This window comes from Nocardia spumae (assembly GCF_020733635.1).
In the GTDB taxonomy this organism is placed as follows: Bacteria; Actinomycetota; Actinomycetes; order Mycobacteriales; family Mycobacteriaceae; genus Nocardia; species Nocardia spumae.
The window spans coordinates 2130987-2157426 of sequence record NZ_JAJFZL010000001.1 but is presented as its reverse complement, the minus strand read 5'-3'; the positions used below and the strand labels follow the sequence as shown (position 1 = coordinate 2157426).

Below are 26440 nucleotides of genomic sequence, written 5' to 3'. Positions count from 1 at the left end.
ACGGGACACGATCGCGCAACCATCGCGGCGAACCATCGAAACCGCAGTTCACCGGGAACGAAAAAGGCATTACCGACACGTACTGTGCCGGGCGTCACAGCGGACGAACCGCCCACGCGCGGCACCCCCGCCGCAGCGCGAACGTGGCGGCACCCACATGGCAATTCATCCCATGTCCGGGCTAGGCTACAACTTGTGTCTAAGACGTATTCATCGGCCGAGCGCGCCTATCGCGAGATCAAGGAACGCATCCTGACCGGGACGCTGCCCGGCGGCGAGCTGATCAGCGAAGGAGAGATCGCCACCGATCTGGGCACGTCGCGCACCCCGGTCCGGGAGGCTTTCCTCCGGTTGGAGACCGAGGGCTGGATGCGGCTGTATCCCAAGCGCGGTGCGCTGGTGGTACCCATCCCCTCGCACGAAGCCGAACATGTGGCACATGCGCGATACGTCGTGGAGACGGCGGCGGTCCGCGCGGTCAGCGGCAGCGACCGTACCGGGTTGGTCGAAACCCTGCGCGCCTCCCTGACCCGCCAGCACGAACTGATCGCGCAGTTCACCGATTCCGACCCGCGAGTGCTGGCCCGGTTCGCCACCGAGGACACCGACTTCCATCGCGGCTATGTCGTCGCGGCCGGCAATCCGCTACTCACCGGCTTCTACGATTCGCTGCGCGAGCGGCAGCGGCGCATGAACAGCGTCGCGTTGCATCGCGCTCCGATGAATGTCGCCCGCATCGTCGACCAGCACGCACACCTCGCGGAACTGATCGCCGCCGGCGACACCGCGACCTTCGATACCGCGCTCGCCGACCATCTGTCCGGCGTGCACCAGCTGGAACTGAAAGGACTCCGATGAGCGCGCCCGCCGCCGTCGACATCCGACCCGGCACCGTCGGCGCCGATCCCCGGGTCTGGTGGGGCGTGGCCGCGGCGGTCTTCGCGATCGCCTGGGGCGGAAACGAATTCACACCGCTGCTGGTGATGTACAAGAACGACGGACTGCCGGTGACCACGGTCGATCTGCTGTTGTTCGAGTACGTGCTGGGTATCGTGCCCGCCCTGCTCATCGGCGGGCCGCTGTCGGACCGCTACGGCCGGCGCCGGCTGATGCGGCCCGCACCGCTGATCACCGCTGTCGGCTCGACCCTGCTGGCCTTCGGTTCCGGTGCGGTGCCGATGCTGTCGATCGGCCGGGTGCTGTGCGGCATCGGCTTGGGCCTGGCGATGGCGGTGGGCAGCAGCTGGATCAAGGAGTTGTCGCAGCCACCGTTCGGCCCCGAGTCGGCACTCGGAACCGGGGCCCGCCGCTCGGCGATGAGCCTGACCGGAGGCTTCGCCATCGGCGCCGGAGTCGCGGGGGTGCTGGCGCAGTGGGCTCCGTGGCCCGCGACCCTCGCCTACCTGATCAATGTCGCGCTGTGCCTGATGGCGGCGGCGTGGGTGGTGCGCGCGCCGGAAACCGTGGCGCCGCAACCGGTCCGGAAGCCGTTGCGTGCGGACCTGCGGATTCCGGCGGCCGGGCATCGGCGGTTCCGGAATGTCGCACTGCCGCTGGCACTGTGGTTGTTCACCTCCGCCGCCACGGCCTACGCGATCCTGCCGACACTGGCCGCCGATCAGATCGCCGGTACTCCGATCGCGTTCTCCGCCCTGGTCACGGTCATCACTCTCGGATGCGGATTCGTCATCCAGTCGGTGGCGCGGCGCATCGATCTGCCGGGCACCGCGCGGATCGCGGCGTTGTCGCTGACGCTCACCACGGCCGGGATGGCGGCGGCGGTGTACGCGGCGGCCACGCTGGCGCTGTGGGCGGTCATCGTGACCGCGGCGGTGCTCGGATTCGGATTCGGTATCGGGATGGTGGCCGGCCTGCAGGAGATCGAGCGGATCGCGCGGCCCGACGATCTCGCCGGGCTCACCGCCGTGTTCTATTCGGTCAGCTATCTCGGCTTCGGCTCACCCGCGCTGCTGTCGTTGCTACACAACGCGCTGCATCTCGGATATCCACTGATGTTCACCGCCGGTGCGATCATCGCGGTGGGATGTCTCGCGGTGGTGCTCGGCAACTATCGCGACCAGGACTTCGAATCCACCTCCGCGGGGGCGGCGGACTAGATGCGCCGGAGTGCCGTCCACACGGCACACCCCGACATGCGAGCGCTCCCGCCGGTGACATCACCGGCGGGAGCGCTCGCATCGGCACCCGCACACCCGGGCGGGCCGGGATCCGTGCCCGGGAGGTGCCGGCGAAATCAACGCTGGACGTGCACGAGCCCCGCGCCCATCGAATGCGCGCCACTCGCCTCGTCACCGACCACCGCGGTAGCCGCGAACAGCGCGCCGCCGGCCGCCACCGCGGCGGTGACCGCGACCCGGGACAGCCGGCGCCGCAACATCCGCGGCGGTGCCGACTGCTCCACCGAGTCGGCGCAGTGTTCGCTCTCCCGTGCCGCTTCGGCCGCGTTGCGAGCGAGAATGGCCGCCCCCTCGGCGATCGTGCGCTCCGGATCCGGCGCCACGATCACCGGCCGGGCGAGCGCCGAGGACAGCACCGAGGCCACCTCGGGCGGGCGCGCCGCCCCTCCGACGACCAGAACACAGTCGACATCGGCCATCGTGACATGGGCCCGGCCCAGGCATTCGTAGACCACATCGAGGGATTCGCGCACATGCGCGGTGCGCAGCGCGGTGATCACCGCATCGGACTCGGCCGAGGTTTCACCGCCGCGCCAATTGTCCTGGGTGGCCATCTTCGCGCCGAAGGCACGGCCGCCGAAGGAGCTGGAGCGCAAGGGTTCCCCGATCACCGGGCGGGACGGTGCGCCCGCGCCGATCCGGACCAGCGTGACCGTGAGTCCGGAACCACCCAGGTCGTAGACCAGCGCCAGTCCCGGCATCAGCGGACCGTGTGCCACCGACAACCACGCCGCGGCCGCGACCGGTTCGGCGACCAGCGCCGCGTGCGCCAAGCCCATCTCGTCCAGCGCCTCACGTAGATCCAGCACCCGGTCGCGGGAGTAGCTCACCGGATGTGTCACCGCCACAGCGGTTTCCGCAAAGGTGTCGTCGGTCGCGACCATGTGCGCGGAGACGTCCGCCACCACGGTACGCGCCACCGTCGCCACCAGATCCGCCGACGAGAGCGAGCGATGGCGCACTCGCGCGGTCCGGCCGCGCGCGGTCAGATCGGCGAAGTCGGTCACCGCGCGACCGTGTTTCGGGATCCGCCCGACCCGCGCGCTGCCGGTGCTGTCGAAAGTGAGTGTGGTGCGCCAGGTTCCCGGCGCGGTCTGGTGCTGAGACAGGGACTGCCTCGGTCTCGAGGCCCGTGCGCCCCGGCCGGCGGACGCCGCGCGACCACCGGATTCGCCGGACGCGTTGCGCTTGCGTCCGCGCGTGGTCCTACCGCTCTCAGGAGTATCGATGGCGCACACCGTGTTGACCGTGCCGATACTCACTCCGAGCCCAACCGTCATCACAATTCCCCTCGATCGACGAGCGTCCGTTTTCGCTGCCTGACCCGACCCGGGAATCAGGCAACCATTGTGCTGAGAACTTGCCAAGCACCGGACAACTGGTTGTCCGCCCAACCGCCGCACCATTCGCCGATCCCACGGATATCGCAGATTTACCGCTCACCTGCGGTAACAAATCAGGCAATACGCACGCGCAGCAGACATTTCGCGACACCGACCGACCGGTACCAATTTGCCAGCACCTGTCCAGATGTCCGGTCGCCGACACGGTCGACACTCCGGCATCCCTACCGCATCCGGCGAATCGCCCACTGCCCCACCGGGTCTGTCCCCACAGCGCCGATCGGCCGCGCGGCCGACGGCCGGGAACGGCGAGGGCAACGCCTGGACATCGAGGAACACAACGGCACGACGACCGCGCACCGGACTCGCCACCCGGCGGACGCGCGAAAACCGGCGCCGGGCCCGCCGATTCGGTGCCCGGCTCATCGAGGCCGGGCATCGGTACGGAATGTCAGGCGGCGGGCAACTCCGGGATGCGGGTCGCGCGCGCGAAGACCGTCTCCCCCTCGCCGAGCCGCAACGCTTCCGCGTCACCGCGGGTGACCTGTGCGGTGAACAGGTCACCGGTCGCGGCGTTGCGCAGTTCGAGCCGGACCTCGAAACCCAGGCGCACGATACGCTCGACGGTGGCACGAGTGACACCGGCCGACTCCGCGGTGCCCTCGTGTTCGGCGAGCGCCATACCGGGATTACGGCCGATCCGAATATCGTGCGGCCGCACCAGATGTCCGTTGAGCTTGGCCACCGCGCCGAGGAAGGACATGACGAATTCGTTGGCGGGGCGGTCGTAGACGTCCTCGGGAGTGCCGACCTGTTCGATGCGCCCGGCGTTCATCACGGCGATCCGGTCGGCGACGTCGAGCGCCTCCTCCTGATCGTGGGTCACGAGCACGGTGGTGACGTGCACCTCCTCGTGCAGTCGGCGCAACCAGGTCCGCAGATCCTGGCGCACCTTGGCGTCGAGGGCGCCGAAGGGTTCGTCGAGCAACAGCACCTGCGGGTCGACGGCGAGCGCGCGGGCCAGCGCCATGCGCTGACGCTGACCACCCGACAGCTGCGCCGGATACCGGTGCTGGAAACCGTCGAGGCCGACGATGCCGAGCAATTCGTCGACCCGCTTGCCGATTTCGCTCTTGGGACGCTTGCGGATCTTGAGTCCGAACGCCACGTTGTCGCGCACGGTCATATGTTTGAACGCCGCGTAGTGCTGGAATACGAACCCGATATCGCGCTTCTGCGGCGACACCCGGGTGACATCTCGCTCGGCGATCGTGACGATGCCCGAATCCAGCGACTCCAATCCGGCGATCGACCGCAGTAGCGTCGATTTCCCGGACCCCGACGGTCCGAGCAGGGCGGTCAGCTGCCCGTTGGGTATCTCCAGGCTGACGTTGTCGAGGGCGGCGAACGAACCGTAACGCTTGTTCGCGTCGGTGACGGTAATCATTTGGCAGTGCCCCGCTTGCGTTCGAGGAGTGTCATCAGGATGAGGGTTACCAGCGCCATTGCCATGAGCAAGGTGGCCGCGCAGTAGGCGCCGAAGGTGTTGTGGTCGTTGATGTAGCGACCGTGCACGAGCAACGTCAGCGTCTGCGAAACGCCCGGCAGGCCGGAGGAAACCATGATCACCGCGCCGAATTCGCCCAGGGCGCGGGCCACGGTCAGCACGACGCCGTAGGTCAGGCCCCAGCGGATGGCCGGCAGCGTGATGCGCCAGAACGTCTGCCACCGGTTGGCCCCCAGGGTGGCCGCGGCCTGTTCCTGATCGTCGCCGATCTCGTGCAGCACCGGCACCACCTCGCTCACCACGAACGGCAGGGTGACGAACAAGGTCGCGATGACCATACCGGGCAGGCCGAAGATCACCCGGAAGCCGAGAGTGTCCAGTCCGCCGAACCAGCCGCCGACACCCCACAGCATGATCAGCGATACGCCGACCACCACCGGTGAGACCGCGAAGGGCAGATCCACCACACCCTGGATCAGGGTGCGCCCGCGAAAGTTCCCGCGTACCAGGGCAATCGCCGTCGTGACGCCGAACACCACGTTGAGCGGGACCACGATGACCACGATCAGCAGCGACAGATTGAACGCCGAGATCGCGGCCGGCGTCGTGATCGCGTCGATGAAGGCGCCGATACCGTGCTCGAAGCTGCGCCACAGAATGATGACCAGCGGCGCCACCAGCAGGATGATCAGATACGCCAGCGCGATCACGCGCAACGAGATCCGGGACGGAGCGGACAGTTTCATCGGCTGGCCTGTTCCTTGCGGGCGGTGCGTTCGGCGAAGACGCGCAGGACGAGCAGGGTCGCGAAGGAGATCACCAGCAGCGCTACCGATACCGCCGCCGCGTTGACCGGGCGATCGACCTCGATCTGCTGCTGAATGTACTGCGACGCCACCTGGGTCTTGCGCGGGATGTTGCCGCCGATCAGTACCACCGATCCGTATTCACCGATGGCGCGGGCGAAGGCGAGACCGCCACCGGAGATGATCGCCGGTGCGAGCGACGGCAGCACGACCTTTCGGAAGATCGTCAGATTGTCGGCGCCCAGCGACGCCGCGGCCTGCTCGACCTCCTTGTCCGCTTCGATCAGCACCGGCTGCACCGAGCGGACCACGAACGGCAGCGTCACGAAGGCCAGCGCCACCACCAACCCGGGCTGGGTGGCGTTGAGATGGATACCGACCGGGCTCTGCGGTCCGTACAGCGACAGCAGCACGATGCTGGCCACGATCGTCGGCAGCGCGAACGGCAGGTCGATGAGCGAGTTGACGATGCTCTTGCCCGGGAAATCGTCACGCACCAGCACCCATGCCACCACGGTGCCCATCACGACGTTGACCACCGCGACCACGATCGACACCAGCACCGTGACCCGCAACGCGTCGATCGCGGCGGGCGCGGTCACCGCCTCCCAGAACCCGGACCAGCCGTCGTCGAACGCGTGAACTGCCAACGCGGCAAGCGGAAGCAACACGATGAGGCTGAGCCACAGCATCGTGATCGCGAACCCGAGCGAGCCGACCGATCCGGTCAGGCGCAGCCGCCACGCCGGCCCGGCGGACTGCTGCCGGGAAACGCCGGGACCAGTGGTCCCGGCGTCGGTACTACTGCCGATTTCGGCCTTCGTACTGCTGTCAGTCACAGTTACCCAGTATCCCGTGTGCTCCGAGTCACCGGCTCACTTGGTGGCTTTGTCGTAGAGCACCGCGACACTGCCGGTTTCGGGAGTGAACAAGCCCTTGTCCACGGCCTTCCAGCCACCCAGATCCGCGATGGTCCACAGCTTCTGCGGCTTCGGGAAGTCCTTGCTGTACTGCTCGGCGACCTGCGGATCCACCGGACGGAATCCCGCCGCGGCCCACGCCTGCTGGCCGGCCTGCGAGTACAGGAAGTCCTTGAACGCCACGGCCGTGGTGGGGTTCTTGGCGTTCTTCGTCACGGCCACCGGGTTCTCGATCTTGAAGGTGGTCGGCGGGATGACATGTTCGATCGGGTCACCGCTGCGCTCGGAGAAGATCGCCTCGTTCTCGTAGCTGAGCAGCACGTCACCGGTGCCCTGCAGGAAGGTCTCGGTCGCCTCCCGGCCGGACTTCGGCTGCACCTTGATGTGCTCTTTGGAGATCAGCTTGCCCAGGTAGTCTAGGCCCGCCTGCGGATTCTGCCCGCCGTTGCTCTCCGCGGCGTAGGGCGCCAGCAGATTCCACTTGGCCGAGCCGGAGCTGAACGGATTGGGCGTCACCACCTCGACACCGGGCTTCAGCAGGTCGCTCCAGTCGTGGATGCCCTTGGGGTTGCCCTTGCGGACGGCCAACACCACCACCGAGCCGAACGGCACGCCCTTGTTCGCGTCGGCATTCCAGTTCGCGTCGACCAGGCCCGCGTCCACCAGCCGGGTGATGTCGGGCTCGACCGAGAAGCTGACGACATCGGCCTGGGCGCCGTCCTTCACCTTGCGGGACTGGTCGCCGGACGCGCCGTAGGACTGCTGGATCTGCGCGCCCTTACCCGCCTCGGTCTTGTTGAACTCGGCGATCACCTTGTCGTAGCCGGGCTTGGCGACCGAGTAGGCGAACAGGGTCAGCTGACCGCCGCCGCCGGCGGTGCCGCCACCGGGTGTGTCGCTCGAACCACCGCTGCAGGCGGTCAGTCCCACGGCCGCGAGCGCGGCGAGCGCAACCGCGATCCGTCCTCGACGTGTCGAGAACCCGAATCTGCTGGACGATCTGCGAGACATGGAAGTGGCCTTTCCTGCCGCCCGCCACCGTCGCGTCATGCTGCCGGGGCGGAAGAAACTCTTGATTCTGCGGTAGACCTGCCCCGGCGATGTGCCGGACAGTGGCGCGACTGCGGCCCGAGCCGCGGGAAACGGAGACGCTGCGAAGAAGGTGCGCGCCGGTCCGATGGAAGGCGCAGCGTGTCCGAGTCGACTATCGACGACAGTAGATATCCGCGACCACGAGACAGCCGACCGCGATCAACGCCAATTCATGGCGGACCTGCGGAACAACGCTCGATGACACGGGCAGACTCTAACAGAGCACACCGAACCGTGCGAATCGGTCGAAGCGGCGGGATCGATACTCGGAACAGCCCCGCGACCGGCGGGAACCGGATCTGTTCGGCTCACCCCGCCACCGCCGAATACGCGATCGGGGCCCATACGGCCGTGGTGAAGACCACAGCCGCGCGGGCCCCGATGGACGCGACGAGCGCGGACGAGATGACGGATCTAGTCGTCCTCGGCGGCCTCGGGCGGAGCTTCGTAGAGGTCGAGCACCCACTCCTCGACCGCGGTCTCCTCGCCGTCCTCATCGGGCTCGTCGGGGCGTATCCGGTTCTGCAGCCGCACGCCCAGACCGAGCAATTGCGCGGCGCGCACCATCTCGATCGCCTCATCCGGCGTGGTGTAGTGGGTAGCGATCAGTCGGGGCCCGTCCTCGATCTCGAGCAGCTGCTCGAGATCAATGAATTCCTCATCGGTTGGCATGGCTGCACAGTACCTGCAAGCACGGACAGCGTCCGGTCAACGAGTCAGCAACCAGGCGACGACGACCAGGACGAGCAGGGCGACCAGCGCCAGTTGTACCCGTGAGCGGGGCATCAGACAGCTTTCTCGTGCATCGGACCGGAGGCGTGCATCCCGGCACCCGACAGCACCGGCTCGGGCGGCGGGGGCATATCGCCCGGCGCGGGGCCGATCTCGGACTCGGCCGCCCGATCCCGGCCGAGGATGCGCAGTATGGCCCGCAATCCACGGTCGAGCAGGTAGGCGATCAGGAAACTGACCGGAACCGCGCCGACGAGGACCACCGCGAACTGCGGAATGAACGGCAATCCGGCCACCCAGAGTTCGAAGCCGTCCCACCAGCCCGCGATGTGATGCACCACCCCAGCCTAATAGGTCGCCGTTCGTGGGCGGCAGAGCAGGTGTAGTACCGGCAATCGCGGCCGGAATCCACCATGATGGCCCTATGGCGTCCTACGACGAACCGATCACCGACGAATCCGTCATCGAAACGCTCGATGACATGTCGCCGCCGCGCGATGCCCTGGCCGACGTCACCGATGCCGAACTATCGGCCGACTTCCTGCCGATCTCGGCGGGTGCTGTCCACAAGTCGTCGTATCCGCCGATCGACGACTACGCGTTCCTGTCCGACTGTGAGACCTGCTGCCTGATCGCCCGCAACGGCGCGGTCGAGTGGATGTGCCTGCCGCGGCCGGATTCGCCGAGCGTGTTCGGCGCGATGCTCGATCGCAGTGCGGGCCACTTCCGGCTCGGCCCCTACGGCGTCAACGTGCCCGCGGCCCGGCGTTATCTGCCCGGCGGCATGATCGTGGAGACCACCTGGCAGACCGATACCGGCTGGATCATCGTCCGTGACGCGCTGGTGCTGGGTCCATGGCACAACAACGACAAGCGCAGCCGCACCCACCGTCGCACCCCCGGCGATTGGGATGCCGAGCACATCCTGTTGCGCACCGTGAAATGCGTCAACGGTGTGGTCGAGGTGGAGATGAGTTGTGAGCCGGCCTTCGACTACCACCGCGCACCCGCGCGCTGGGAGTACACCGGCAAGGTCTACGAACGCGCGACCGCCACCGCGAGCTGTGCGCACGGCGATCTGCCCTGCGGGGAGCTGGTTCTCACCACCGACATGCGACTGGGGATCGAAGGTCGCGAGGCGCGTGCCCGCACCCGCATGCAGGAAGGCGACGAAATCTTCGTCGCACTGTCGTGGTCGGAGTTGCCGGCGCCCACCACCTTCGCCGAAGCGGCGGAGCAGATGTGGCGGACCACCGAATGCTGGCGGCAGTGGATCACGCTGGGCAAATTTCCCGACCATCCGTGGCGGGGATATCTGCAGCGCAGCGCGCTCACCCTGAAGGGCCTGACCTACGCGCCCAGTGGCGCGCTGATGGCCGCCGCCACCACCTCACTGCCGGAAACCCCCGGCGGCGGACGGAATTGGGACTACCGCTACAGCTGGGTGCGCGACTCCACCTTCGCGCTGTGGGGCCTCTACACCCTGGGCCTCAACCGGGAGGCCGACGACTTCTTCGCCTTCCTGCACGATGTGGCCACCTCGGACAACGGTGAGGTCCAACCACTTCAGGTGCTCTACGGGATCGGCGGCGAACGCGATCTGGAAGAGTCCGAGCTGTCCCACCTGCACGGCTACGACGGCGCGCAGCCGGTGCGCATCGGCAACGACGCCTACGGACAACAGCAGCACGACATCTGGGGCACCATCCTGGATTCGGTGTACCTGCACGTGAAGTCGCGGCAGCAGGTCCCGGAGACGCTGTGGCCGATGCTGCAACGGCAGGTCGAGGCGGCCATCCAGAACTGGCGTGAACCCGATCGCGGGATCTGGGAGGTGCGCGGCGCGCCACGACATTTCACCTCGTCGAAGGTCATGTGCTGGGTCGCTCTGGACCGCGGCGCGAAATTGGCCGAGCTGCACGGCGAATCGGACTACGCCGAGGAATGGGCCGGGATCGCCGACGAGATCCACGCCGATATCCTCGAGCACGGGGTCAACGCCGACGGTGTCTTCACCCAGACCTACGGCGGCGACACCCTGGATGCCTCCCTGCTGCTGGTACCGCTGTTCCGGTTCCTGCCGCCCGACGATCCGCGGGTGCGGGCGACCGTCATGGCCATCGCGGCCGATCTGACCGAACACGGTCTGGTGCTGCGCTACCGCACCGACACCACCGACGACGGCCTGACCGGAACCGAGGGCACCTTCACCATCTGCTCGTTCTGGCTGGTCTCGGCTCTGGTGGAAATCGGTGAGGTGCGGCGGGCGCGGCATCTGCTCGAGCGGCTGCTCGGATATTCCAGCCCGCTCAAGCTCTACTCCGAGGAGATCGACCCCTACACCGGCCGTCATCTCGGCAACTTCCCACAGGCGTTCACCCATCTGGCACTGATCAACGCGGTGATGCACGTGATCCGCGCCGAACAGTCCGTCGGCGCCGGACAATTCCGGCCCGCGCATCCGGCGGGCTGACCACGCGGGTGGACGGCTACGGTTCGTCGGCGGTTTCGCGGATCTCGCGCAGCCGCACCATCGATCGCTCGATCGCGGTCAGGCGGCGGTCGCGGCTCTCCGGCGAATGGACCGCGGCGGCCTCCTCCGCTGCCCGCAGAGATTGATCCACCGAACGCAGGGTGTGATCGGCCAGATCGGTGAAGTGGTCGCGCAGCAGCCGCTGCACCGCGCGCAGCCGATGCCGGGATTCCTTGCCCACCTGGAAGATCACATCGTCCATCAGCCGGGCCACCGCGACCTTGGCCTCGGCCTGGCGACGGTCGCGGCGCAGCTTGCGGTCCTCCCACAGCGCGCTGATGCCGAGCAGGACCGCGGCGGCGCCCGAATACCAGTTCACCAAGGGCATTCTCAGCATGCTGGTGAGCATGCCGACCATCAGCAGACCACCGTAGGAGCCACGCATCACATTCAGCACCGGCTGCACGACACCGACTTTCGCGGTGCCCAGCGGTTCCAGCGATGCCACCGGCTCGAGCACATCGCCCGGATCCTCGAGGCGCAGATCCGGCAGCGGCACATCCCGGGCGTCGGCGGGGAAATTGGCGGTGACCTGTTCGGCCAGCTCCACCGCGCGATAGTGCGCGACGACGAAGTTCTCCTCCACCGCCTCGCAGATCTTCGAGTCCAGATCGGCGCCGAAGTCGTTCCAGTTGCGGGCCGGATCATGTCGGCCGATCTCGGATTCGGCATCACGCACCAGGCTGCGCAACCGGTGCCGCAGATCATGCTCGATATCGGCCATCAGCTCCGAACAGCCGTCGGCGAGGGCCACCTGCCAGTTGGCGGTGCGCTGGCGCAACTCGTCCGCCTCGGCCCGCGCGGTACGCAACTGGTCGGTGATCGCGTGGTAGCGCCGGGGATCACGCAGTGTCTCGGCCTCCGATCGCAGCGCCAGCCCGAGGTGATCGGTGATGGTGCGGATATCCCGCAGCGCCGCTTCCCTGGCGACGGCGTCGGCGCGGGCCAGCACATAGCCGCGCAGATGGTCGATCAGTTGCGGCACACCGGATTCGATATCGCGACGCTGATCGTCACCGGCGCGCAGGTGCAGATCGGCCGAGACCGGCGCGACCGCGAAACCGAGCCCGGCCTCGTCGAGCAGTTCACGGTTGCGCGCCTGCACCTGGGTCCAGTGCGCATAGCGGTCGATCTTGTTGAGCACACAGATCACCGTCGGGCAGACCTGGCGGATCCGCTGCAGCAGCGCGATCTGCTCGGGGGTGTACTCGGCGGCCGCGTCACAGACATAGAGCACCGCGTCCGCGGCGGCGATCAGCGACCAGGTCGTCGGGGCATCGGCCGGTGCGCCCGGTGCGTCCATCACGACGAAGCCCTCGGCCAGCAGCGGGCTGGGCTCGGTGAACTCGGCGCGGATCACACCCGAAGTACGCAGCGCCGGACCCGGATTCAACGGATCCACCGCCTGACGCTCGGTGCGGCCACCCGGCATCGAACGCACCAGCGTCGCACTCGGCTCCGGACCGTATTCGGCGATGACCGGCACGCTGATCGGACTGCCGGTCGCGCTGACCGTCGCCCCGACCAGGCCGTTGACCAGCGTGCTCATTCCGTTCTTGGGTTCGCCGACCACGACCAGGCGCACCCGCGGATCGGCCACCCGGGCCCGCGACATCGTCAGCCGCGCCGACAGATCGGCGCGGCCCGCGGCCCGCGTCAGCTCCTGGAGTTCATCGAGCTGCGCGAGCAGCGGCGCCATCGCATCGGGGTGCTTGGCACCGGCCGCCTCCAGCGCCGTCACAGCGGTAGATGGAAATCGAGGGCAGGATGAACCGCGGCGACGGGGTGGGTCACCGACTGGTGGAGGTCGACGACGGCGGTTTCGTGCAGGCCGCCGGACAACCCCGACGCGGCGACACTCGTCAGGCCGTGATCGGAATCCGGCCACAGCGAGGTGTCGTACGAATCTGTCACGTGCGCGGCGGGTTTCACGGGCACGTGCGCATTCGGGACGGGATCGATGGTGGTCGGCGGTTTGATCACGGTCGGCGGCTCCACAGGTGCGGTGTGTGACGGCATACCGGTGTCGCCGGGAACGGGGGCGACGGTGTGTTGCGCACTCGGCACGGTCGGCTGATGCGTCGGCACCGTCGGCTCGTGCGTGGGCACGGTCGGTTCCCGAGTCGGCAGGGTCTGGTCGTGGGTGGACGGGGTCGAATGCTGGGTCGGCACCGAATCCTGATCCGTCTCCGGCGGATTCGAACCGTGGGTCGGCATCGTCGGCTCGTCGACATCACTCGTGGCCGAGGTGTCCGTGCCGGACGGGGTACCCGGCGCGTGGGTCGCGGTGTGCCCGGGAGTCGTGGAATCGGCGTCCGTCGTTCCCGGCGTGGTCACCGAGCCTGAATCGGAATCCGAGGTGGTGGAGCCGGGGGTGCGGGTGGTGTGGGTGGAATCGGTATCGCGGGGCGCGGTCACGGTCGGGGTGACGGAGTCAGTGGAATCGTGGCCGCCGGGATGGCCGGGCCGCGTGGTCTCGAGGTCACCGGTGGCCGGGCCGATCGTCGAGTGCCCGCTGCTCGGCGTCGTGGGTGTCCGGCTCGCGTCGACGCCGTAGGTGGCGCCGGAGTGCGATGTCGTGGTCGGCGTATGGGTCGAGCTGTGCGTGGTCGAGGTCGCCGTGGACTCGTTTCCGGTGTGCCCCGGCGGGTTCGCCTCGGTTCCGACCGGTCGGGGCAGATCGTCGAACAGCGCCGGGACCGCCAGCGCGGGCGCGGTGAGCGGCGACGGCCCGGCGTGGGCGCTGATCACATTGGCGATCGGGTGGGTGGCGGCCTCGGGCTGAATCGTGGTCTGCAGCGGAGTGGCCGCGACCGGTTGCGCGAGCGCCGGCGCCGGGGTGGGCGCGGGGGCCGGCAGCGCCGGCGCGGCTACCACGGGCGCGTTCGAGACCGGCTGCGGCGCAGCCACATTCACCATCGGCGCGGGGGCCTGCGCGGGCGGCAATCCCGCGGGGGCCGCGGAATTCGCGATCGGGCCGGACTGCGGTGCGATCGCGGCGGCCTGGCCGGGCGCCGCGACGGCCTGAGTGCCGGCGCCGGCGACCGGATGGGGCGCATCCGACGCGGCGGCCGCACCGGCCGGGCCGATCACGGCCGCTTCGGCGCCGGCGTTCTGCCCGGATCCGGGCGCCACCGTGGACCCACCGATGTGGCCGGGCAGTCCGGGTTCGGCTGCTTGCGTGGTGGTTCCGGGGAGTGCGGCGCCGTTTCCGAACCATTGGCCGTAGTCGTCGAGTTGATGACCGACGTCACCGACGGTGACCGAGACCGTCGTATCGGTCGTGATCCAGACCCCGTCCAGGCCGATATGCGCGTCGAGTTTCGAGTCGACATCGACGAAGACGCCGAAACTGCCACCGTCACCGATGCCGTCGAACGGCCCGGCGTGGCTGCCGGACAACCCGTCACCCAAGTCGAGCCCGCCGGTGCCGGGCTCGCCGTGGCCGGGACCGCCCCATCCGAGACCGCCGGGCGCGAATCCGTTCATACCGGGCAGATGCAGCCCATTGGTGCCGGGCAGGCCGAGGCCGCTACCCGGCAGTGGCACGGCGGGATGTCCCGCGTCGGGCAACTCGAATCCGCCGAACCGGTGACCGCCGAATTCGTCACCACCGGGCCGGTCGAGCGCGCCCGCGACGTCGGATCGCTCCGATCCGGCGGAGCCGTGCGGCGCACTGGCGTGATGCAGGCCGGGTATCGAAAAGCCTTCTCCCCCACCGAATCCTTGACCGGAGAAACCGCCGGTGTACCCGCCGTCGCCGTAGGACGGCGAGGTGGCGCCGTAGGACGGCGAGGTGGCGCCGGCGCCGGGCACCGATCCGCCCATTCCCGGAACCCACTGACCGCCGTCGGCGAACGGTCCCCCGTTCGCATAGGGTCCACCGTCCGCGTACGGGCCTCCGTTCGCGAAGGGGCCCCCGTCCGCGAAGGGCACCTGGGGCGCCGGCGCCGCATCGGTGCCGTGCCAGTCGGGCACCGGCGGTGCCGGCGGAACGTTCGGCGTGGAGGTGCCGAGATCCGGGGGCACCGAATCGGGCGACGGATCCGGATAGGTGACAACAGGACTGGGCACGTCGGGATGCGGATCCGCGGTGGACCAACCGGCGATCTGGCTGTTGTGCGATTCGTTTCGCGGCGCGGGAGAGCCGTTGGAGGCGATCAGCGCACCGCCGGTGACGTACGCCCCGGCCCGAGCCACCCGCGCGACGCCGGTCGCGACACGATATGCGGCGTCGTTCGCATGATCGCCCGCGTCCGCATCATCGTCGTACGGCAGCTCACGCGTCATACATACTCCGCTCTCAGCGTTCGGCAGGCGAAACCGAACGGGGTGTTTCCGAATTCGAGTCTGTTTACACCATATTTCCGGAAAACTTGGCTGTCACATCCTTCAGGTTTCCTTCAGGTGGACAATGACCGGACACAGCCGTGCCGTCCCGGCCCGCCGTGAATCCTCGCGGGCCGGAAAGCCGGACCGCGACGGGCAGCGCAAGTCGGTCGGTTGTCCAGTTGTCCTCTCGGAACCTTCGAGACTACCGCTTCGACTTGTCCGCTGACGAATCGGTGGAGAGAGCGGCGACGAAGGCTTCCTGCGGTACATCGACCCGCCCGATCGTCTTCATTCGCTTCTTCCCCTCCTTCTGCTTCTCCAGCAGTTTGCGCTTACGGGAGATATCACCGCCGTAGCACTTGGCCAGCACATCCTTGCGGATCGCGCGAATATTCTCGCGCGCAATGACCTTCGACCCGATCGCGGCCTGAATCGGCACCTCGAACTGCTGCCGCGGAATGAGCTCGCGCAGTTTGGTGGTCATCTTGTGGCCGTAGGCCTGCGCGGCATCGCGATGCACGATGGCCGAGAAGGCGTCGACGGCCTCACCCTGCAGCAGGATATCGACCTTGACCAGGGCGGCCTCCTGCTCGCCGGCCTCCTCGTAGTCCAGCGAGGCATAGCCGCGAGTCCGCGATTTCAGCGAATCGAAGAAGTCGAAGATGATCTCCGCCATCGGCAGCGTGTACCGCATTTCGACGCGGGTCTCCGACAGATAGTCCATGCCCAGCAATTCACCGCGCCGCGACTGGCACAGTTCCATGATGGTGCCCACGAATTCACTCGGCGCGATGACCGTGCACTTCGTGATCGGCTCGAAGATCTGACGCGTTTTGCCCTCCGGCCAGAAGGACGGGTTGGTGACGATGTGCTCGGCGCCGTCCTCCATGACCACCCGGTAGATCACGTTCGGCGCGGTCGAGATCAGATCCAGATTGAATTCGCGCTGGAGCCGTTCGCGAGTGATCTCCATGTGCAGCAGACCGAGGAAGCCGCAGCGGAAGCCGAAACCCAGGGCGACCGAGGTTTCCGGCACATAGGTCAGCGCGGCGTCGTTGAGTTGCAGTTTGTCCAGCGCGTCCCGCAGATCCGGATAGTCCGAGCCGTCGACCGGATACAGACCCGAATACACCATCGGCCGCGGTTCGCGATAGCCCGTCAGCGCCTCGGACGCGCCCTCACGCGCGGTGGTGACGGTGTCACCGACCTTGGACTGACGCACATCCTTCACACCGGTGATGAGATAGCCCACCTCACCCACGCCCAGCCCCTGGGTGGATTTGGGCTCGGGCGAGACGATGCCGATCTCGAGCAGCTCGTGTGTCGCGCCGGTGGACATCATCTTGATCTTCTGGCGCGGGGTGAGCTTCCCGTCGACCACACGCACGTAGGTGACCACACCGCGATAGGTGTCGTAGACCGAGTCGAAGATCAGCGCGCGGGCGGGCGCATCGGCGTCACCGACCGGCGAGGGGATCTTCTCGATCACCTTGTTCAGCAGTTCCGGCACGCCGACGCCGGTCTTTCCGGAGACGCGCAGCACATCCTCGGGTTCACAGCCGACGATATGCGCCAGTTCGGCGGCGTAGCGGTCGGGATCGGCGGCCGGCAGATCGATCTTGTTGAGCACCGGAATGATCTCGAGATCCTTCTCCAGCGCCAGGTACAGATTCGCCAGCGTCTGCGCCTCGATGCCCTGCGCGGCGTCGACCAGCAGGATCGCGCCCTCACACGCCTCCAGCGCACGCGAGACCTCGTAGGTGAAGTCGACGTGTCCCGGTGTATCGATCAGATGCAGGACGTAGTCCTGCGATCCACCCGCGGTATCGACCTTCCACGGCAACCGCACGTTCTGCGCCTTGATCGTGATACCGCGCTCACGCTCGATATCCATCCGGTCCAGATACTGCGCACGCATCTGCCGTTCCTCGACCACCCCGGTCAGCTGCAGCATGCGGTCGGCCAGGGTGGACTTGCCGTGGTCGATATGCGCGATGATGCAGAAGTTCCGGATCCGCGAGGGATCGGTGAACGTCGTATCGGCAAACGTGCTGATGGGACACTCCTACCCGTGAACAAAGTCGATAAGTCGCCTTGCGGCAGTCTACGTGCGCATACCGCGTGGTCGCGCAGGCACCGGGGCCCGGTGACGGCGACCACGGCGCGGCAGCCGGGCCCGGCCGCGCGAATGTGAGTCACGGCATAGTCGATTCGCCCGCAGGACAAGCGAATCCGCCGTGGGCCGGATCCGGCCCGCGGGCCATCGGAGCCGTCCGCCGTTATGCTCCCGGCATGGCCAGCACATGGAGCTCTCTGGGCAAGCAGCTCGGGACCATCGCCAAGGAGCAGGGGCCCCGGATCGTCAGGAAGCAGGCGCCGAAACTCGTCGACCGGATGCAGCGGACATCGATGTGGGATCGCGCCGTCGGGCGCCGCAAGGGGTCGGTCACGGTGCGGCCGGCGGCCTCGGCTCCGGTGCCGACCGGGGAACGCGCCCGGCAGGTCGTGTACTGCCCGCAACTCGACGGTCGCGCCGATCCGGGCGAGGTCGTCTGGACCTGGGTCCCCTTCGAGGAAGACCCGGCCAACGGCAAGGACCGCCCGGTCCTGGTGGTGGGCCGGGATCACAAAACCCTGCTGGGACTGATGCTCTCATCGAATCCGGCCCGCGGCGCCGAGCACAACTGGGTCGGAATCGGTTCCGGCCCATGGGATTACGAGGGCCGTGACAGCTGGGTCCGGCTGGACCGGGTCCTCGACGTGCCCGAGGCGGGTATCCGGCGCGAAGGCGCGATCCTGCCACGTAAGACCTTCGATCGCATCGCGCACCGGCTGTGCGCGGAGTACCACTGGGGCTGAGCCGGGAACACGGGCGACCCGGCCCGCGGCGTCAGTCCTCGAGGCGCCGGGCCCGCCCGAACAGGGCGCTGTAGATCAGCGCGCCCAGCAGACCGCCGATCAGGGGAAAGACGACGAATACGCCGACCTGCTGTACCGCCCCGTCCTGATAGGGCGCGACCGCCAGGCTGCGCGCGGGGTTGACCGAGGTGTTGTCGATCGGGATCGAGATCAAGTGGATCACCGCCAGGGTGATGCCGATGCTCAAGCCCGCCATCCGCACATGCGAGATCCGGTCGGTGGAGGCCAGGACGACGAAGACCAGCAGCGCCGTCAGCACGACTTCGACGGTGATCGCCGCGGTCAGCCCGTATCCGTCCTGGGTGAACGTCGCCATCGGCCCCTGGACCTGCATCGTCGACGGGCTGTGCGCACCCCAGCCATTGGCGGCCAGACCATCCGTCGCCCGGTTGTAGGACGGCAGATCCTGCGCGATCGCGAAGATCACCGCGCCGGCGAGGAAACCGCCGATCAACTGGGCCACGATGTAGTAGGCCGCCACCAGCCACCGGATTCGCCCCATCGCCAGTTGCCCGATCGTCACCGCGGGATTGACATGGCAACCCGAAATCGGGCCGATCGCGTACACCAGCAGCAGCAGGCTGAAACCGAAGGCGAGCGCCACTCCGAGCGCACCCACTCTGGTTCCGGCGAAAACCGCGGTACCGGCGCCACCGAGCACCAGGACGAAGGTTCCTATCGCCTCGGCGACGAGCTTTCGAGCCAGCGGGACCTCCCGCTGCTCGACGACATCCTCGATCACTTCCTGAGCTGTGGGAGACATCCGCCACCTTCCCTTGTCGAGCTGCGCTTCGAGACCGGTACTACGGGGAAATCCGGGGAGAACAGGAAACAACCAGTACGGTCGTCCCAATGCGGACGTTACGTCAGTAGGTCGGGCCACACAACGACACCGCCTTCGTATGTCGCGAGGGAACGGCCGGCGATCCACGCCATGGCACCGCGCGGAGGCGGCGGAGTCGATTTCGTATCCCACCACCCCAACTGGTAACCTCGATCGTCGGCGCAGCGCTATCTGTTTTCGTGTAGTGCGCCCAGGAGACTTTTCAGCACATCGAAGAGCAGAACCAACTGACGAGAAGGAATCAGAGGAAACAGGCGTGGCCAACATCAAGTCCCAGATGAAGCGGATCCGCACCAACGAGGCGGCGCGGGTGCGCAACCAGTCGGTCAAGTCCGCGCTGCGCACCTCGGTCCGCAAGTTCCGCGAGGCCGCCGCGGCCGGCGAGAAGGACAAGGCCCTCGAGCTGATGCGCACCGCGAGCCGCAGCCTGGACAAGGCCGCCGCCAAGGGCGTCATCCACGCCAACCAGGCCGCCAACAAGAAGTCGGCGCTGTCGCTGGCTTACAACAAGCTGGGCTGACCCCCTCATCCGGTAATCACCGGATTCGCATCGCCGCCGTGGCAGAGGATCTGCATTGCAGATGACCACGGCGGCATTTGTCGTTTACGCTGATCCGGGTGTGGGGTGGGGAAATTCGTAGCAGTACGCCGGCGATCGCCGCGATCGCGACGCTGTGCGCGGTGACACTCACAGGGTGCGGCGGTTCGGTCACCTCCGCGCCGCGACCGGTCGCCGCGGCACAGCCGGTAGTGTCATCGGCCGCCGCGGCGCCGGATACCGAGGCCGCCACCATGCCTCGCGCCACGGTCACGGAGGCGGCGACCGGGCACCTCGACTCGGCACATCATCCGGACTGGATGGGCGCACTGCCCGACAACCTGCCGTTGAGCGCGATATCCATCCCGGGCACCCACGACACCCTGTCGATCCACGGGGGCAAGGCCGGACCCGCCGTGGTCACCCAGGAGCAATTCGACACCGGATGCCCCGACCCGGCGTGTGTGTCGGACCGGACGCTGAGCACTCAACTCGAGGCCGGCATCCGCGCCGTGGATATTCGCGTGCGACGCGACGAGTCGGGCGGCCTGGCCGTCCAGCACGGCGGTTTCTACCAGCAGGTGAGTCTCGACGATGTACTAGGGGTGATCGAGCAGTTCCTCGATCGGCATCCGCGAGAGACGGTCCTGATGCGGATCAAGGCCGAATGCACCAACGACGGCAGGGCATTTCAGTGCGAGGACGCCGGCCGGCAACCGCCCGATCCGGCCCTGGTCGACCGCTCGCTCAACGCCCGCCCCCGCGTGTGGCGCCCGGCGGCGGCCGGTCCCGTCGCCGTGCCGCGACTCGGTGAGGTACGCGGCACGGTCGTGGTGATGCGGGCCGACGGGGTGGATGAGCGCGGCCTGCCCCTCGATACCCAGGATCTGTGGGACGGACCGAGCCGCGAGGACAAGTGGGCCGCCATCGCCGCCCACGTGGATCGGGTGCCGGCGCTCGGTGGCCGCGCCCTGTCGGTGGACTTCCTGTCCGCGTCGGGAGTTCCCGATCCGACCGAATTCCCCGACCGCTACGCCGCCTACGAGAATCAGCACGCCCTGGACCTGCTGCGGTCCCGTCCGAACATCACTACCGGCGTACTGATGACGGATTTTCCCGGGCCCGCCCTGGTCGGCGAGATCATCGGGCACAACCGGCCCTGAACGCCCCGTGCCGCCGCGGTGCGTCAGCGCGCCGAATGCAGATCCAGGATGGCGGCCAAGGCGTGTTCGAGTGCGTAGTCGGTATCGGCCGCCCCGCCCTTGACATCGGCGTTCAACGCGGCCACCACCTGCAGCGCGGTGCCGATGGAGGCGGCGTTCCAGCCGCGGGCCTGCCCTTGCGCCTTCTTCACTTTCCACGGCGGCATACCCAGCTGGGACGCCATCGCGAACGGATCGCCGCGGCCGGCCGAGCCGACCCGGGCGATGGTGTGCACCGAGTCGGCGAGCGCATCGGCGAGTAGCACGGCGGGCACCCCGCGATCGGTGGCCCAGCGCAATGCCTCCATGGCCGCCGCGCGATCACCGGCGACGGCGAGGTCGGCCACCTCGAATCCGGTGACCTCGGCCCGGCCCGAGTAGTAGCGGCGCACCGCGGCGGTATCCACCTTGCCGCCGGTATCGGCGGCCAGCTGGGAACAGGCCGCGGCCAACTCCCGCAGATCCGATCCGATCGCCTCCAGCACGGCCTGGATCACATCGGCGGACGCGCGCACACCAGCCGAGCGGAACTCGTTGCGCACGAATTCGTTTCGCTCACCGGCCTTCGCGATCTTGGCGCAGTGGTGCACCTGCGCGCCCGCCTTCTGCAAGGCCGGCGCCATCGCCTTGGCGCGACCACCGCCCGAATGCAGAACCACGAGGACAACACCGTCGGGCAGGTCACCGGCGGCCGCGGTGATCAGTGCCACCGCATCCTTACCGGCTTCCGCCGCGGATTCGAGCACGATCACCCGATCCTCGGCGAACAGCGACGGACTCAGCAGTTCGGCCAGCTCCGCGGAGCTCGCATCGCCGGCCCGTAGCCGATCCACCGGAAGTGCGTCGGGATCCGCGGTCGAGGCCCGGGCCTGCGCGACGATCGAGGCGACGGCCCGTTCGATGAGCAGCTCCTCCTCACCGAGTACCAGATGCAAGGCGGCGGGATGGTCGGTCACGGCACGATCCTACGGGTGGGCGGGGACAGTTTCGCGCCCCCGCCACCGGACGCGCCCGGCGGTGCGGGACCCGCCCGGGAGGCCCGGCGCAGCCGGAGGTCGAGCAGGCCGAACACCAGGACGACCGCGCCGATGAGCGCGGTGGCCAGTACGGCACCGGTGACACCGGCGGGCAACGGCAATGACATCCCCAGCGCCGCAGCACGTTCGGCCACCGCCAGCAGCCACCGCATCGGAAGTTCGGCCGGTCGCAGCACCCATACCGCCGCGGGCTGCCATCCGCACGACAGTGCGGCGGCGGCGACACCGAGCAGGGTGATCGGGGCGACCACGGGTTCGACCAGGACATTCGCCACGATCGCCACCCCGCTCAGATGTCCGGTGAGAGCGGCGATGATCGGTGTGGTGACCGCGAACGCGGCCGCGGCCACCCCGAACGACTCGGCGATCAGCGCGGGCCAACCACGCCGTTCGAGCCATCGAGCCCAACTCGGCGCCAGCAGGATCAGTGCCCCTGTCGCCAGTACCGACAGCGCGAATCCGATATCGACCGCGAGCTGCGCAGCCAGGCCGACGAGCACGATCACCGCCGCGCACAGCGCCGGTAACGCCTGTTTGCGCCGACCGGTCAGGAGCGCCAGCACCGCGATCGATCCCATCACCGACGCGCGCAGCACCGAGGGGGACGGCCGCGCGAGCACGACGAAACCGATCAGGGCCACACCGGCGAGCAGCGCACTCCAGCGCGGGCCGAGGGTCAGCGCCCGGGTGGCCAGCAGCACCGCGGCCAATAGAATTGAGACGTTCGTACCGGATACCGCGGTCAGATGCGCCAGATCCACTGCCTGGAAATCCTCCCTGACATGATCGGGCAGCCGCGAGATATCGCCGTCGATGAGGCCCGGCAACACCCCGGCCGCATCCGGTGACAGCGCCAGTCGCGCGGTCTCGGAGAGATTCGTGCGCACCGTCGTCGCCGCGCGCTGCCACCACGACCGAGGCCCGACCGCACTCGGCGGTCCTTGTGCGCGCAGCACCGCGACCGTCAGATCGCGCCGCCACGGCCGGTCGAGCCGAGCCCGCATGCTCGCGTGCTGACCGGGCGCCAACTCCGACCAATTCCGTTCCGGCATGATCACCGTGACCGCCGCATTCGAACGCACCGTCGTTGTCCCGTAACGGAATTGGCGCACCGTGGCCCGCATGATCCACTGCCGGCCACCGAACGATCGTGTGGGCAGTGGTCTCGCATCACCGGCGATGACGTCCGCGGTCACCGCGCTACCGGCCGGAAGCTGCCGCAACGGATGGGTGCTCACCCGGTGCTCCTGCCAGGATGCCGCGAACGCGAAGCCGGTCGCGACGGCCAGCGTTGCCAGCACCGTCCAGGCGATGGACCGATGTGATGTCCCGACGATCCCTCGCAGCAGGCACCCACCGAGCACCACACCCGATATCGCCAGTGCCGAACCGAGAATCATCCCGATGCGCCACCCGGCCGACACCGCGGCGACGGTGACGATCCAGCACGCGAGGGCCGCGGGCAGCAATCGCGCATCCACCGGCATCGGTCCTTCGGGCGCGGAGCCGATGCCCTCCTCGGCCGTACCCTTTCCACCGCCGCGGACCGGGCGTGGACCGCGGGAGATCGGCCCGCTCACACCGTGACCCGGTCGCGCAGCCGGCTGAGTTTGGCGGGACCGATACCGGTGACCTCGGCGAGTTGGTCGATGGTGGTGAAGCGGCCGTGCTGAGTGCGCCAGGCGAGGATGGCGGCCGCGGTGGTGGGACCGACACCGGTGAGGGAGTCGAGGTCCTGCTCGGTCGCGGTATTGAGATTGACCTTCGGGGCCGGTGGTGGTGCGGCACCGCCGCCGCTCGCGGGGGTGTGTGGTCCGCTCGCGACGACCATGCTGCCCAGCCGTGGTCCGGCGGCCGGGATCTGGGCCCCGACCACGATCTGATCGCCGTCGGCCAGCCGTTGCGCCAGATTGAGGCCACCCAGATCGGCATCGTCGCGCGCGACCGCGCGGGACACCACATCGGCGACGCGCGCACCCGCCGCCACTCGCATCAACCCGGGATGTTCGACCAGGCCGATCACACTCACGATCAGATCGCCGCCACCCGGCGACACCGGAACCGACCGATCCGGCGGATCGGATCGCACGGCCAGGTCCGGACTCTCCGCAACCGGAGGCGTCGACGATTCGGCGGCCGCCCGCAACACGGGCAACGGGGCCACCGGCGCTGCCGAGTCGTCGCGGTGGACGGCCACCGCGGCGGCGAGCACCGCCGCCACCCCGACCCCGGCCAGTACCAGCGCGCCTCGCCGCCCCGGATCCAGCCGCACGCCGCGCCAGCGGTCGGGAACCAGGCGCTGCCAGATCGCCACCGACCCCACCGGCTCGCTCAGCCACTGCGGAATGCGCGGTTCCACCGGTTCGTCGTCGGAGGCGGTGCGGACAGGCGCCGCCGGAGCACCGTACCGCGGAGGCAGGCCACGACGGACCGCGGCACCGGGCGAGGCCGCGTCCCGGGCCGGATGAGCGGCAGCGCGCGCGGTCACCTCCTCGAGATCCCACGATCCCGCACGGGCGGGATCGCCGGGGCCGGGGTCCGCGTCCGCGAGGGAGCCCGGGCGGGGTGATACCTCGCCGCGCAGTTGTTGTAGCCGAGTCCGATCCTCATATCGCGCCATGGCGGTCACCGTATGCGGGCCGAGATGCCGGATTACGGTGCCGAACTGGGCATTCGCAATGTCTGGGGAGAACCCGGCGGGCTGTGCACAAGCACGGCCGGGACAGCGGAATTCGTCGGCCGGAGATGGTAATGGATCAGCCGCAGCCGCCGGGCACCACCAGCACCCCGACCGCGCCCGCTCCCACGTGCACGCCCAGCGTGGGACCGAACTCCGCGGTGACGAGCTCGCGAATGCCGGGGACGAGTTCGCCGAGCTGGGCGGCGATCGTCGCCGCGGCCGACGCCGCGCCGAGATGTTGCACCGCGATCGCCGCACCGTCGTCACCGGCCGCGTCGACCACGGCCGCAACGAGTTTCGCGAATGCCTTGGACCGGGTACGGGCCTTCTCGCGCAACTCCAACTTGCCGTCGACGATCTGCAGAATCGGTTTGGTCACCAGTTCGGTACCGAAGAACATCGCCGCGGTACTCAGCCGCCCGCCACGCCGCAGTTGTTCGGTCCGGTTGACCACGATGAAACTGCGGGCACGACCGGCGGCGGCGACAGCGGTGTCGTAGACGACGTCGAGTGCCGCGCCCGACCGCGCCCGGCGGGCCGCGGCGAGTACCGGGAGTCCGGTCCCCAGACCGGCACTCAGCGAGTCGACCAACCGCACCCGGTCCGCCGCGTCCATATCGCGCACGGCTTGGCGCCCGGCTTCCCAGGTCGCGGACAACTGCCGCGAAATATGCACCGCGACAACGCCGTCCCCGGCACTGAGCTCCAGGGCGCGCTCATAGGCGGCACGCAGCTCGCCCGGTGAGGCCGACGATGTCGTCACCGTCGACGCGCCGTAGTCGATATCACAGTCGTCGACGCCCTCGGCGATGGCGCGATCATCGACCAGCACATGCAGCGGCACCACTACGATGCCCAGCTCCGAGACCAGATCAGCGGGAACGCTCGCCGCCGAATCGGTCACCACGACAACGGCCATGCCTTATCCGGACCGGCTCATGCACCGGCCTCGACCGAACGCACCTCCGACAGCACCTTCACCATGGCCCGCGCGACCGCCGCGTGCCCTTCCCACCCCCAGTGGATACCGTCCGGGTTCGCCTCGCCCGAGAAGATGTCGTCGCGCACCGCCTCACCCAGATCGACCAGCGGCACACCGGATTCCGCGGACCATGCCCGCACCGCGCGCACCGCGGGTTCCCGGCCGGAGTGCACCCGCCCGTAGGCCTCGCAGTCGTGGACCGACGGCAGCACCGACACCACCGGCAGGTCCGGCCGCAGCTGCGCCAGCGCGTGCCGCGACTGTTCCAGATAGTCGACGGTCACATGCGGCGGAAGTGCTACCGGGCGGCCCAGTTTCGACAGCCGTGGTTGTAGCCACTGATATCCGTTGCGCACCTGACGGCGCAGCACCGGCGGCCGCAGATACCGGATCAGTTCCCGCAGGGCGGTGGGCAGCGGTGAGGGCAGGGTGTCCATCCCGCCGGTGGCCAGTACGACCGCACCCGCGCGCGGCACCGCGGCCCAGATCCTGGGGTCACCGATCAGCGCCCAGTAGGCGTCGCGGCAGGTCCAGCCGATCCGCGCCACCAATTCCACATCCCAATCCAGTTCCGTGGCAACCAGATTCGGCCAGATCCGCGGATGGTCGGCGGGCAGACCGCCCTTGGGCCCGAAATAGGACAGCGAATCGGCGATCACGACCAGTACCGGCCGTGTCGGCTCCTCGGATTCCACGGCATCGGCCGCACCGGGTCCGGCGGACGCGCTCGCGCCGCGGGCGCCGGTCCCGGACTCGCCGTCCTCGGCGGAATCCC

At 68.5% G+C, this 26440-nt stretch carries 23 protein-coding genes; 6 read left to right on the top strand and 17 right to left on the bottom strand.

Annotated features, from left to right (window positions below):
• Positions 1-195 precede the first annotated feature (195 nt).
• Both LKD76_RS09220 and LKD76_RS09215 read left to right on the top strand, forming a co-directional pair.
• Positions 196-858, top strand: a complete 663-nt coding sequence (locus LKD76_RS09220; protein WP_227980613.1) for a GntR family transcriptional regulator — start codon at positions 196-198, stop codon at positions 856-858.
• The gene (locus LKD76_RS09215; protein ID WP_227980612.1) at positions 855-2117 is read left to right on the top strand and encodes an MFS transporter; all 1263 of its coding nucleotides are present in this window, start codon (positions 855-857) and stop codon (positions 2115-2117) included. The genes LKD76_RS09220 and LKD76_RS09215 overlap by 4 nt, the downstream gene beginning before the upstream one ends.
• 137 nt (positions 2118-2254) lie before the next feature.
• Here the strand turns inward: LKD76_RS09215 and LKD76_RS32135 are convergent, their stop codons facing one another.
• The 8 genes from LKD76_RS32135 to LKD76_RS09180 form a co-directional block, all read right to left on the bottom strand.
• Positions 2255-3205 (bottom strand): Hsp70 family protein, encoded by a 951-nt coding sequence (locus LKD76_RS32135; RefSeq protein ID WP_227980611.1) that lies wholly within the window; start codon positions 3203-3205, stop codon positions 2255-2257.
• A 787-nt stretch (positions 3206-3992) separates the two neighbouring features.
• Positions 3993-4988: a sulfate/molybdate ABC transporter ATP-binding protein gene (locus tag LKD76_RS09205; protein ID WP_227980610.1), complete on the bottom strand. Its 996-nt coding sequence runs from the start codon at positions 4986-4988 to the stop codon at positions 3993-3995.
• On the bottom strand, positions 4985-5794 hold the full coding sequence (cysW, locus tag LKD76_RS09200; protein ID WP_227980609.1) for a sulfate ABC transporter permease subunit CysW: 810 nt from the start codon (positions 5792-5794) through the stop codon (positions 4985-4987). Before cysW ends, LKD76_RS09205 begins: the two co-directional genes overlap by 4 nt.
• Positions 5791-6591 (bottom strand): sulfate ABC transporter permease subunit CysT, encoded by an 801-nt coding sequence (gene cysT, locus LKD76_RS09195; protein ID WP_227985169.1) that lies wholly within the window; start codon positions 6589-6591, stop codon positions 5791-5793. The genes cysW and cysT overlap by 4 nt, the downstream gene beginning before the upstream one ends.
• Before the next feature lie 138 nt (positions 6592-6729).
• Entirely contained in the window at positions 6730-7785 is a 1056-nt protein-coding gene (locus LKD76_RS09190) for a sulfate ABC transporter substrate-binding protein (RefSeq protein WP_227980608.1), read from the bottom strand.
• Between the two features lie 193 nt (positions 7786-7978).
• Positions 7979-8071 carry an Ms4533A family Cys-rich leader peptide gene (locus LKD76_RS32310; RefSeq protein ID WP_339428967.1) on the bottom strand — a complete coding sequence of 31 codons (93 nt, stop codon included), beginning with the start codon at positions 8069-8071 and terminating at the stop codon, positions 7979-7981.
• A 209-nt stretch (positions 8072-8280) separates the two neighbouring features.
• Positions 8281-8538: a hypothetical protein gene (locus tag LKD76_RS09185; RefSeq protein ID WP_227980607.1), complete on the bottom strand. Its 258-nt coding sequence runs from the start codon at positions 8536-8538 to the stop codon at positions 8281-8283.
• A gap of 113 nt (positions 8539-8651) precedes the next feature.
• Positions 8652-8936: a hypothetical protein gene (locus LKD76_RS09180; protein WP_227980606.1), complete on the bottom strand. Its 285-nt coding sequence runs from the start codon at positions 8934-8936 to the stop codon at positions 8652-8654.
• An 86-nt stretch (positions 8937-9022) separates the two neighbouring features.
• Between LKD76_RS09180 and LKD76_RS09175 the strand changes: the two genes are divergently transcribed.
• Positions 9023-11071, top strand: coding sequence for a glycoside hydrolase family 15 protein (locus LKD76_RS09175; protein WP_227980605.1), 2049 nt, complete (start codon positions 9023-9025; stop codon positions 11069-11071).
• 16 nt (positions 11072-11087) lie between these two features.
• On the opposite strand, the gene LKD76_RS09170 is transcribed toward LKD76_RS09175, so the two are convergent.
• From LKD76_RS09170 to lepA, 3 genes are all read right to left on the bottom strand, one after another.
• Positions 11088-12872: a P-loop NTPase family protein gene (locus tag LKD76_RS09170; RefSeq protein ID WP_227980604.1), complete on the bottom strand. Its 1785-nt coding sequence runs from the start codon at positions 12870-12872 to the stop codon at positions 11088-11090.
• Positions 12869-15421: a hypothetical protein gene (locus LKD76_RS09165; RefSeq protein ID WP_227980603.1), complete on the bottom strand. Its 2553-nt coding sequence runs from the start codon at positions 15419-15421 to the stop codon at positions 12869-12871. The genes LKD76_RS09170 and LKD76_RS09165 overlap by 4 nt, the downstream gene beginning before the upstream one ends.
• A gap of 244 nt (positions 15422-15665) precedes the next feature.
• On the bottom strand, positions 15666-17519 hold the full coding sequence (gene lepA, locus LKD76_RS09160) for a translation elongation factor 4 (RefSeq protein WP_227985168.1): 1854 nt from the start codon (positions 17517-17519) through the stop codon (positions 15666-15668).
• A gap of 236 nt (positions 17520-17755) precedes the next feature.
• On the opposite strand from lepA, the gene LKD76_RS09155 reads away from it, so the two are divergent.
• Complete coding sequence (locus LKD76_RS09155) at positions 17756-18322, top strand: type II toxin-antitoxin system PemK/MazF family toxin (protein WP_227980602.1); 567 nt, start codon at positions 17756-17758, stop codon at positions 18320-18322.
• A 31-nt stretch (positions 18323-18353) separates the two neighbouring features.
• Here the strand turns inward: LKD76_RS09155 and LKD76_RS09150 are convergent, their stop codons facing one another.
• The gene (locus LKD76_RS09150; RefSeq protein ID WP_227980601.1) at positions 18354-19145 is read right to left on the bottom strand and encodes an aquaporin; all 792 of its coding nucleotides are present in this window, start codon (positions 19143-19145) and stop codon (positions 18354-18356) included.
• A gap of 337 nt (positions 19146-19482) precedes the next feature.
• Between LKD76_RS09150 and rpsT the strand changes: the two genes are divergently transcribed.
• Both rpsT and LKD76_RS09140 read left to right on the top strand, forming a co-directional pair.
• Entirely contained in the window at positions 19483-19746 is a 264-nt protein-coding gene (rpsT, locus tag LKD76_RS09145; RefSeq protein WP_227980600.1) for a 30S ribosomal protein S20, read from the top strand.
• Positions 19747-19907: 161 nt separating this feature from the next.
• Positions 19908-20927, top strand: coding sequence for a phosphatidylinositol-specific phospholipase C (locus tag LKD76_RS09140; RefSeq protein ID WP_227980599.1), 1020 nt, complete (start codon positions 19908-19910; stop codon positions 20925-20927).
• A gap of 23 nt (positions 20928-20950) precedes the next feature.
• Here LKD76_RS09140 and holA read toward each other — a convergent pair whose 3' ends face one another.
• The 5 genes from holA to octT all read right to left on the bottom strand — a co-directional run bounded on the left by holA (position 20951) and on the right by octT (position 26360).
• Positions 20951-21922, bottom strand: coding sequence for a DNA polymerase III subunit delta (holA, locus tag LKD76_RS09135; protein WP_227980598.1), 972 nt, complete (start codon positions 21920-21922; stop codon positions 20951-20953).
• The gene (locus LKD76_RS09130; protein WP_227980597.1) at positions 21919-23490 is read right to left on the bottom strand and encodes a ComEC/Rec2 family competence protein; all 1572 of its coding nucleotides are present in this window, start codon (positions 23488-23490) and stop codon (positions 21919-21921) included. Before LKD76_RS09130 ends, holA begins: the two co-directional genes overlap by 4 nt.
• Positions 23491-23579: 89 nt before the next feature.
• Positions 23580-24623, bottom strand: coding sequence for a ComEA family DNA-binding protein (locus LKD76_RS09125; RefSeq protein ID WP_227980596.1), 1044 nt, complete (start codon positions 24621-24623; stop codon positions 23580-23582).
• Between the two features lie 136 nt (positions 24624-24759).
• The gene (locus tag LKD76_RS09120; protein WP_227980595.1) at positions 24760-25602 is read right to left on the bottom strand and encodes a DegV family protein; all 843 of its coding nucleotides are present in this window, start codon (positions 25600-25602) and stop codon (positions 24760-24762) included.
• Positions 25603-25619: 17 nt separating this feature from the next.
• Complete coding sequence (octT, locus tag LKD76_RS09115; protein ID WP_308188614.1) at positions 25620-26360, bottom strand: diglucosylglycerate octanoyltransferase; 741 nt, start codon at positions 26358-26360, stop codon at positions 25620-25622.
• Positions 26361-26440: the final 80 nt, after the last annotated feature.

Coding starts and splice junctions, on each gene's coding strand:
- LKD76_RS09215 (WP_227980612.1), top strand. CDS start 855: ATGAGCGCGCCCGCCGCCGTCGACATCCGACCCGGCACCGTCGGCGCC.
- LKD76_RS09205 (WP_227980610.1), bottom strand. CDS start 4,988: ATGATTACCGTCACCGACGCGAACAAGCGTTACGGTTCGTTCGCCGCC.
- cysW (WP_227980609.1), bottom strand. CDS start 5,794: ATGAAACTGTCCGCTCCGTCCCGGATCTCGTTGCGCGTGATCGCGCTG.
- LKD76_RS09190 (WP_227980608.1), bottom strand. CDS start 7,785: ATGTCTCGCAGATCGTCCAGCAGATTCGGGTTCTCGACACGTCGAGGA.
- LKD76_RS09185 (WP_227980607.1), bottom strand. CDS start 8,538: ATGCCAACCGATGAGGAATTCATTGATCTCGAGCAGCTGCTCGAGATC.
- LKD76_RS09175 (WP_227980605.1), top strand. CDS start 9,023: ATGGCGTCCTACGACGAACCGATCACCGACGAATCCGTCATCGAAACG.
- LKD76_RS09165 (WP_227980603.1), bottom strand. CDS start 15,421: ATGACGCGTGAGCTGCCGTACGACGATGATGCGGACGCGGGCGATCAT.
- LKD76_RS09155 (WP_227980602.1), top strand. CDS start 17,756: ATGGCCAGCACATGGAGCTCTCTGGGCAAGCAGCTCGGGACCATCGCC.
- LKD76_RS09150 (WP_227980601.1), bottom strand. CDS start 19,145: ATGTCTCCCACAGCTCAGGAAGTGATCGAGGATGTCGTCGAGCAGCGG.
- LKD76_RS09130 (WP_227980597.1), bottom strand. CDS start 23,490: ATGCCGGTGGATGCGCGATTGCTGCCCGCGGCCCTCGCGTGCTGGATC.
- LKD76_RS09125 (WP_227980596.1), bottom strand. CDS start 24,623: ATGGCGCGATATGAGGATCGGACTCGGCTACAACAACTGCGCGGCGAG.
- LKD76_RS09120 (WP_227980595.1), bottom strand. CDS start 25,602: ATGGCCGTTGTCGTGGTGACCGATTCGGCGGCGAGCGTTCCCGCTGAT.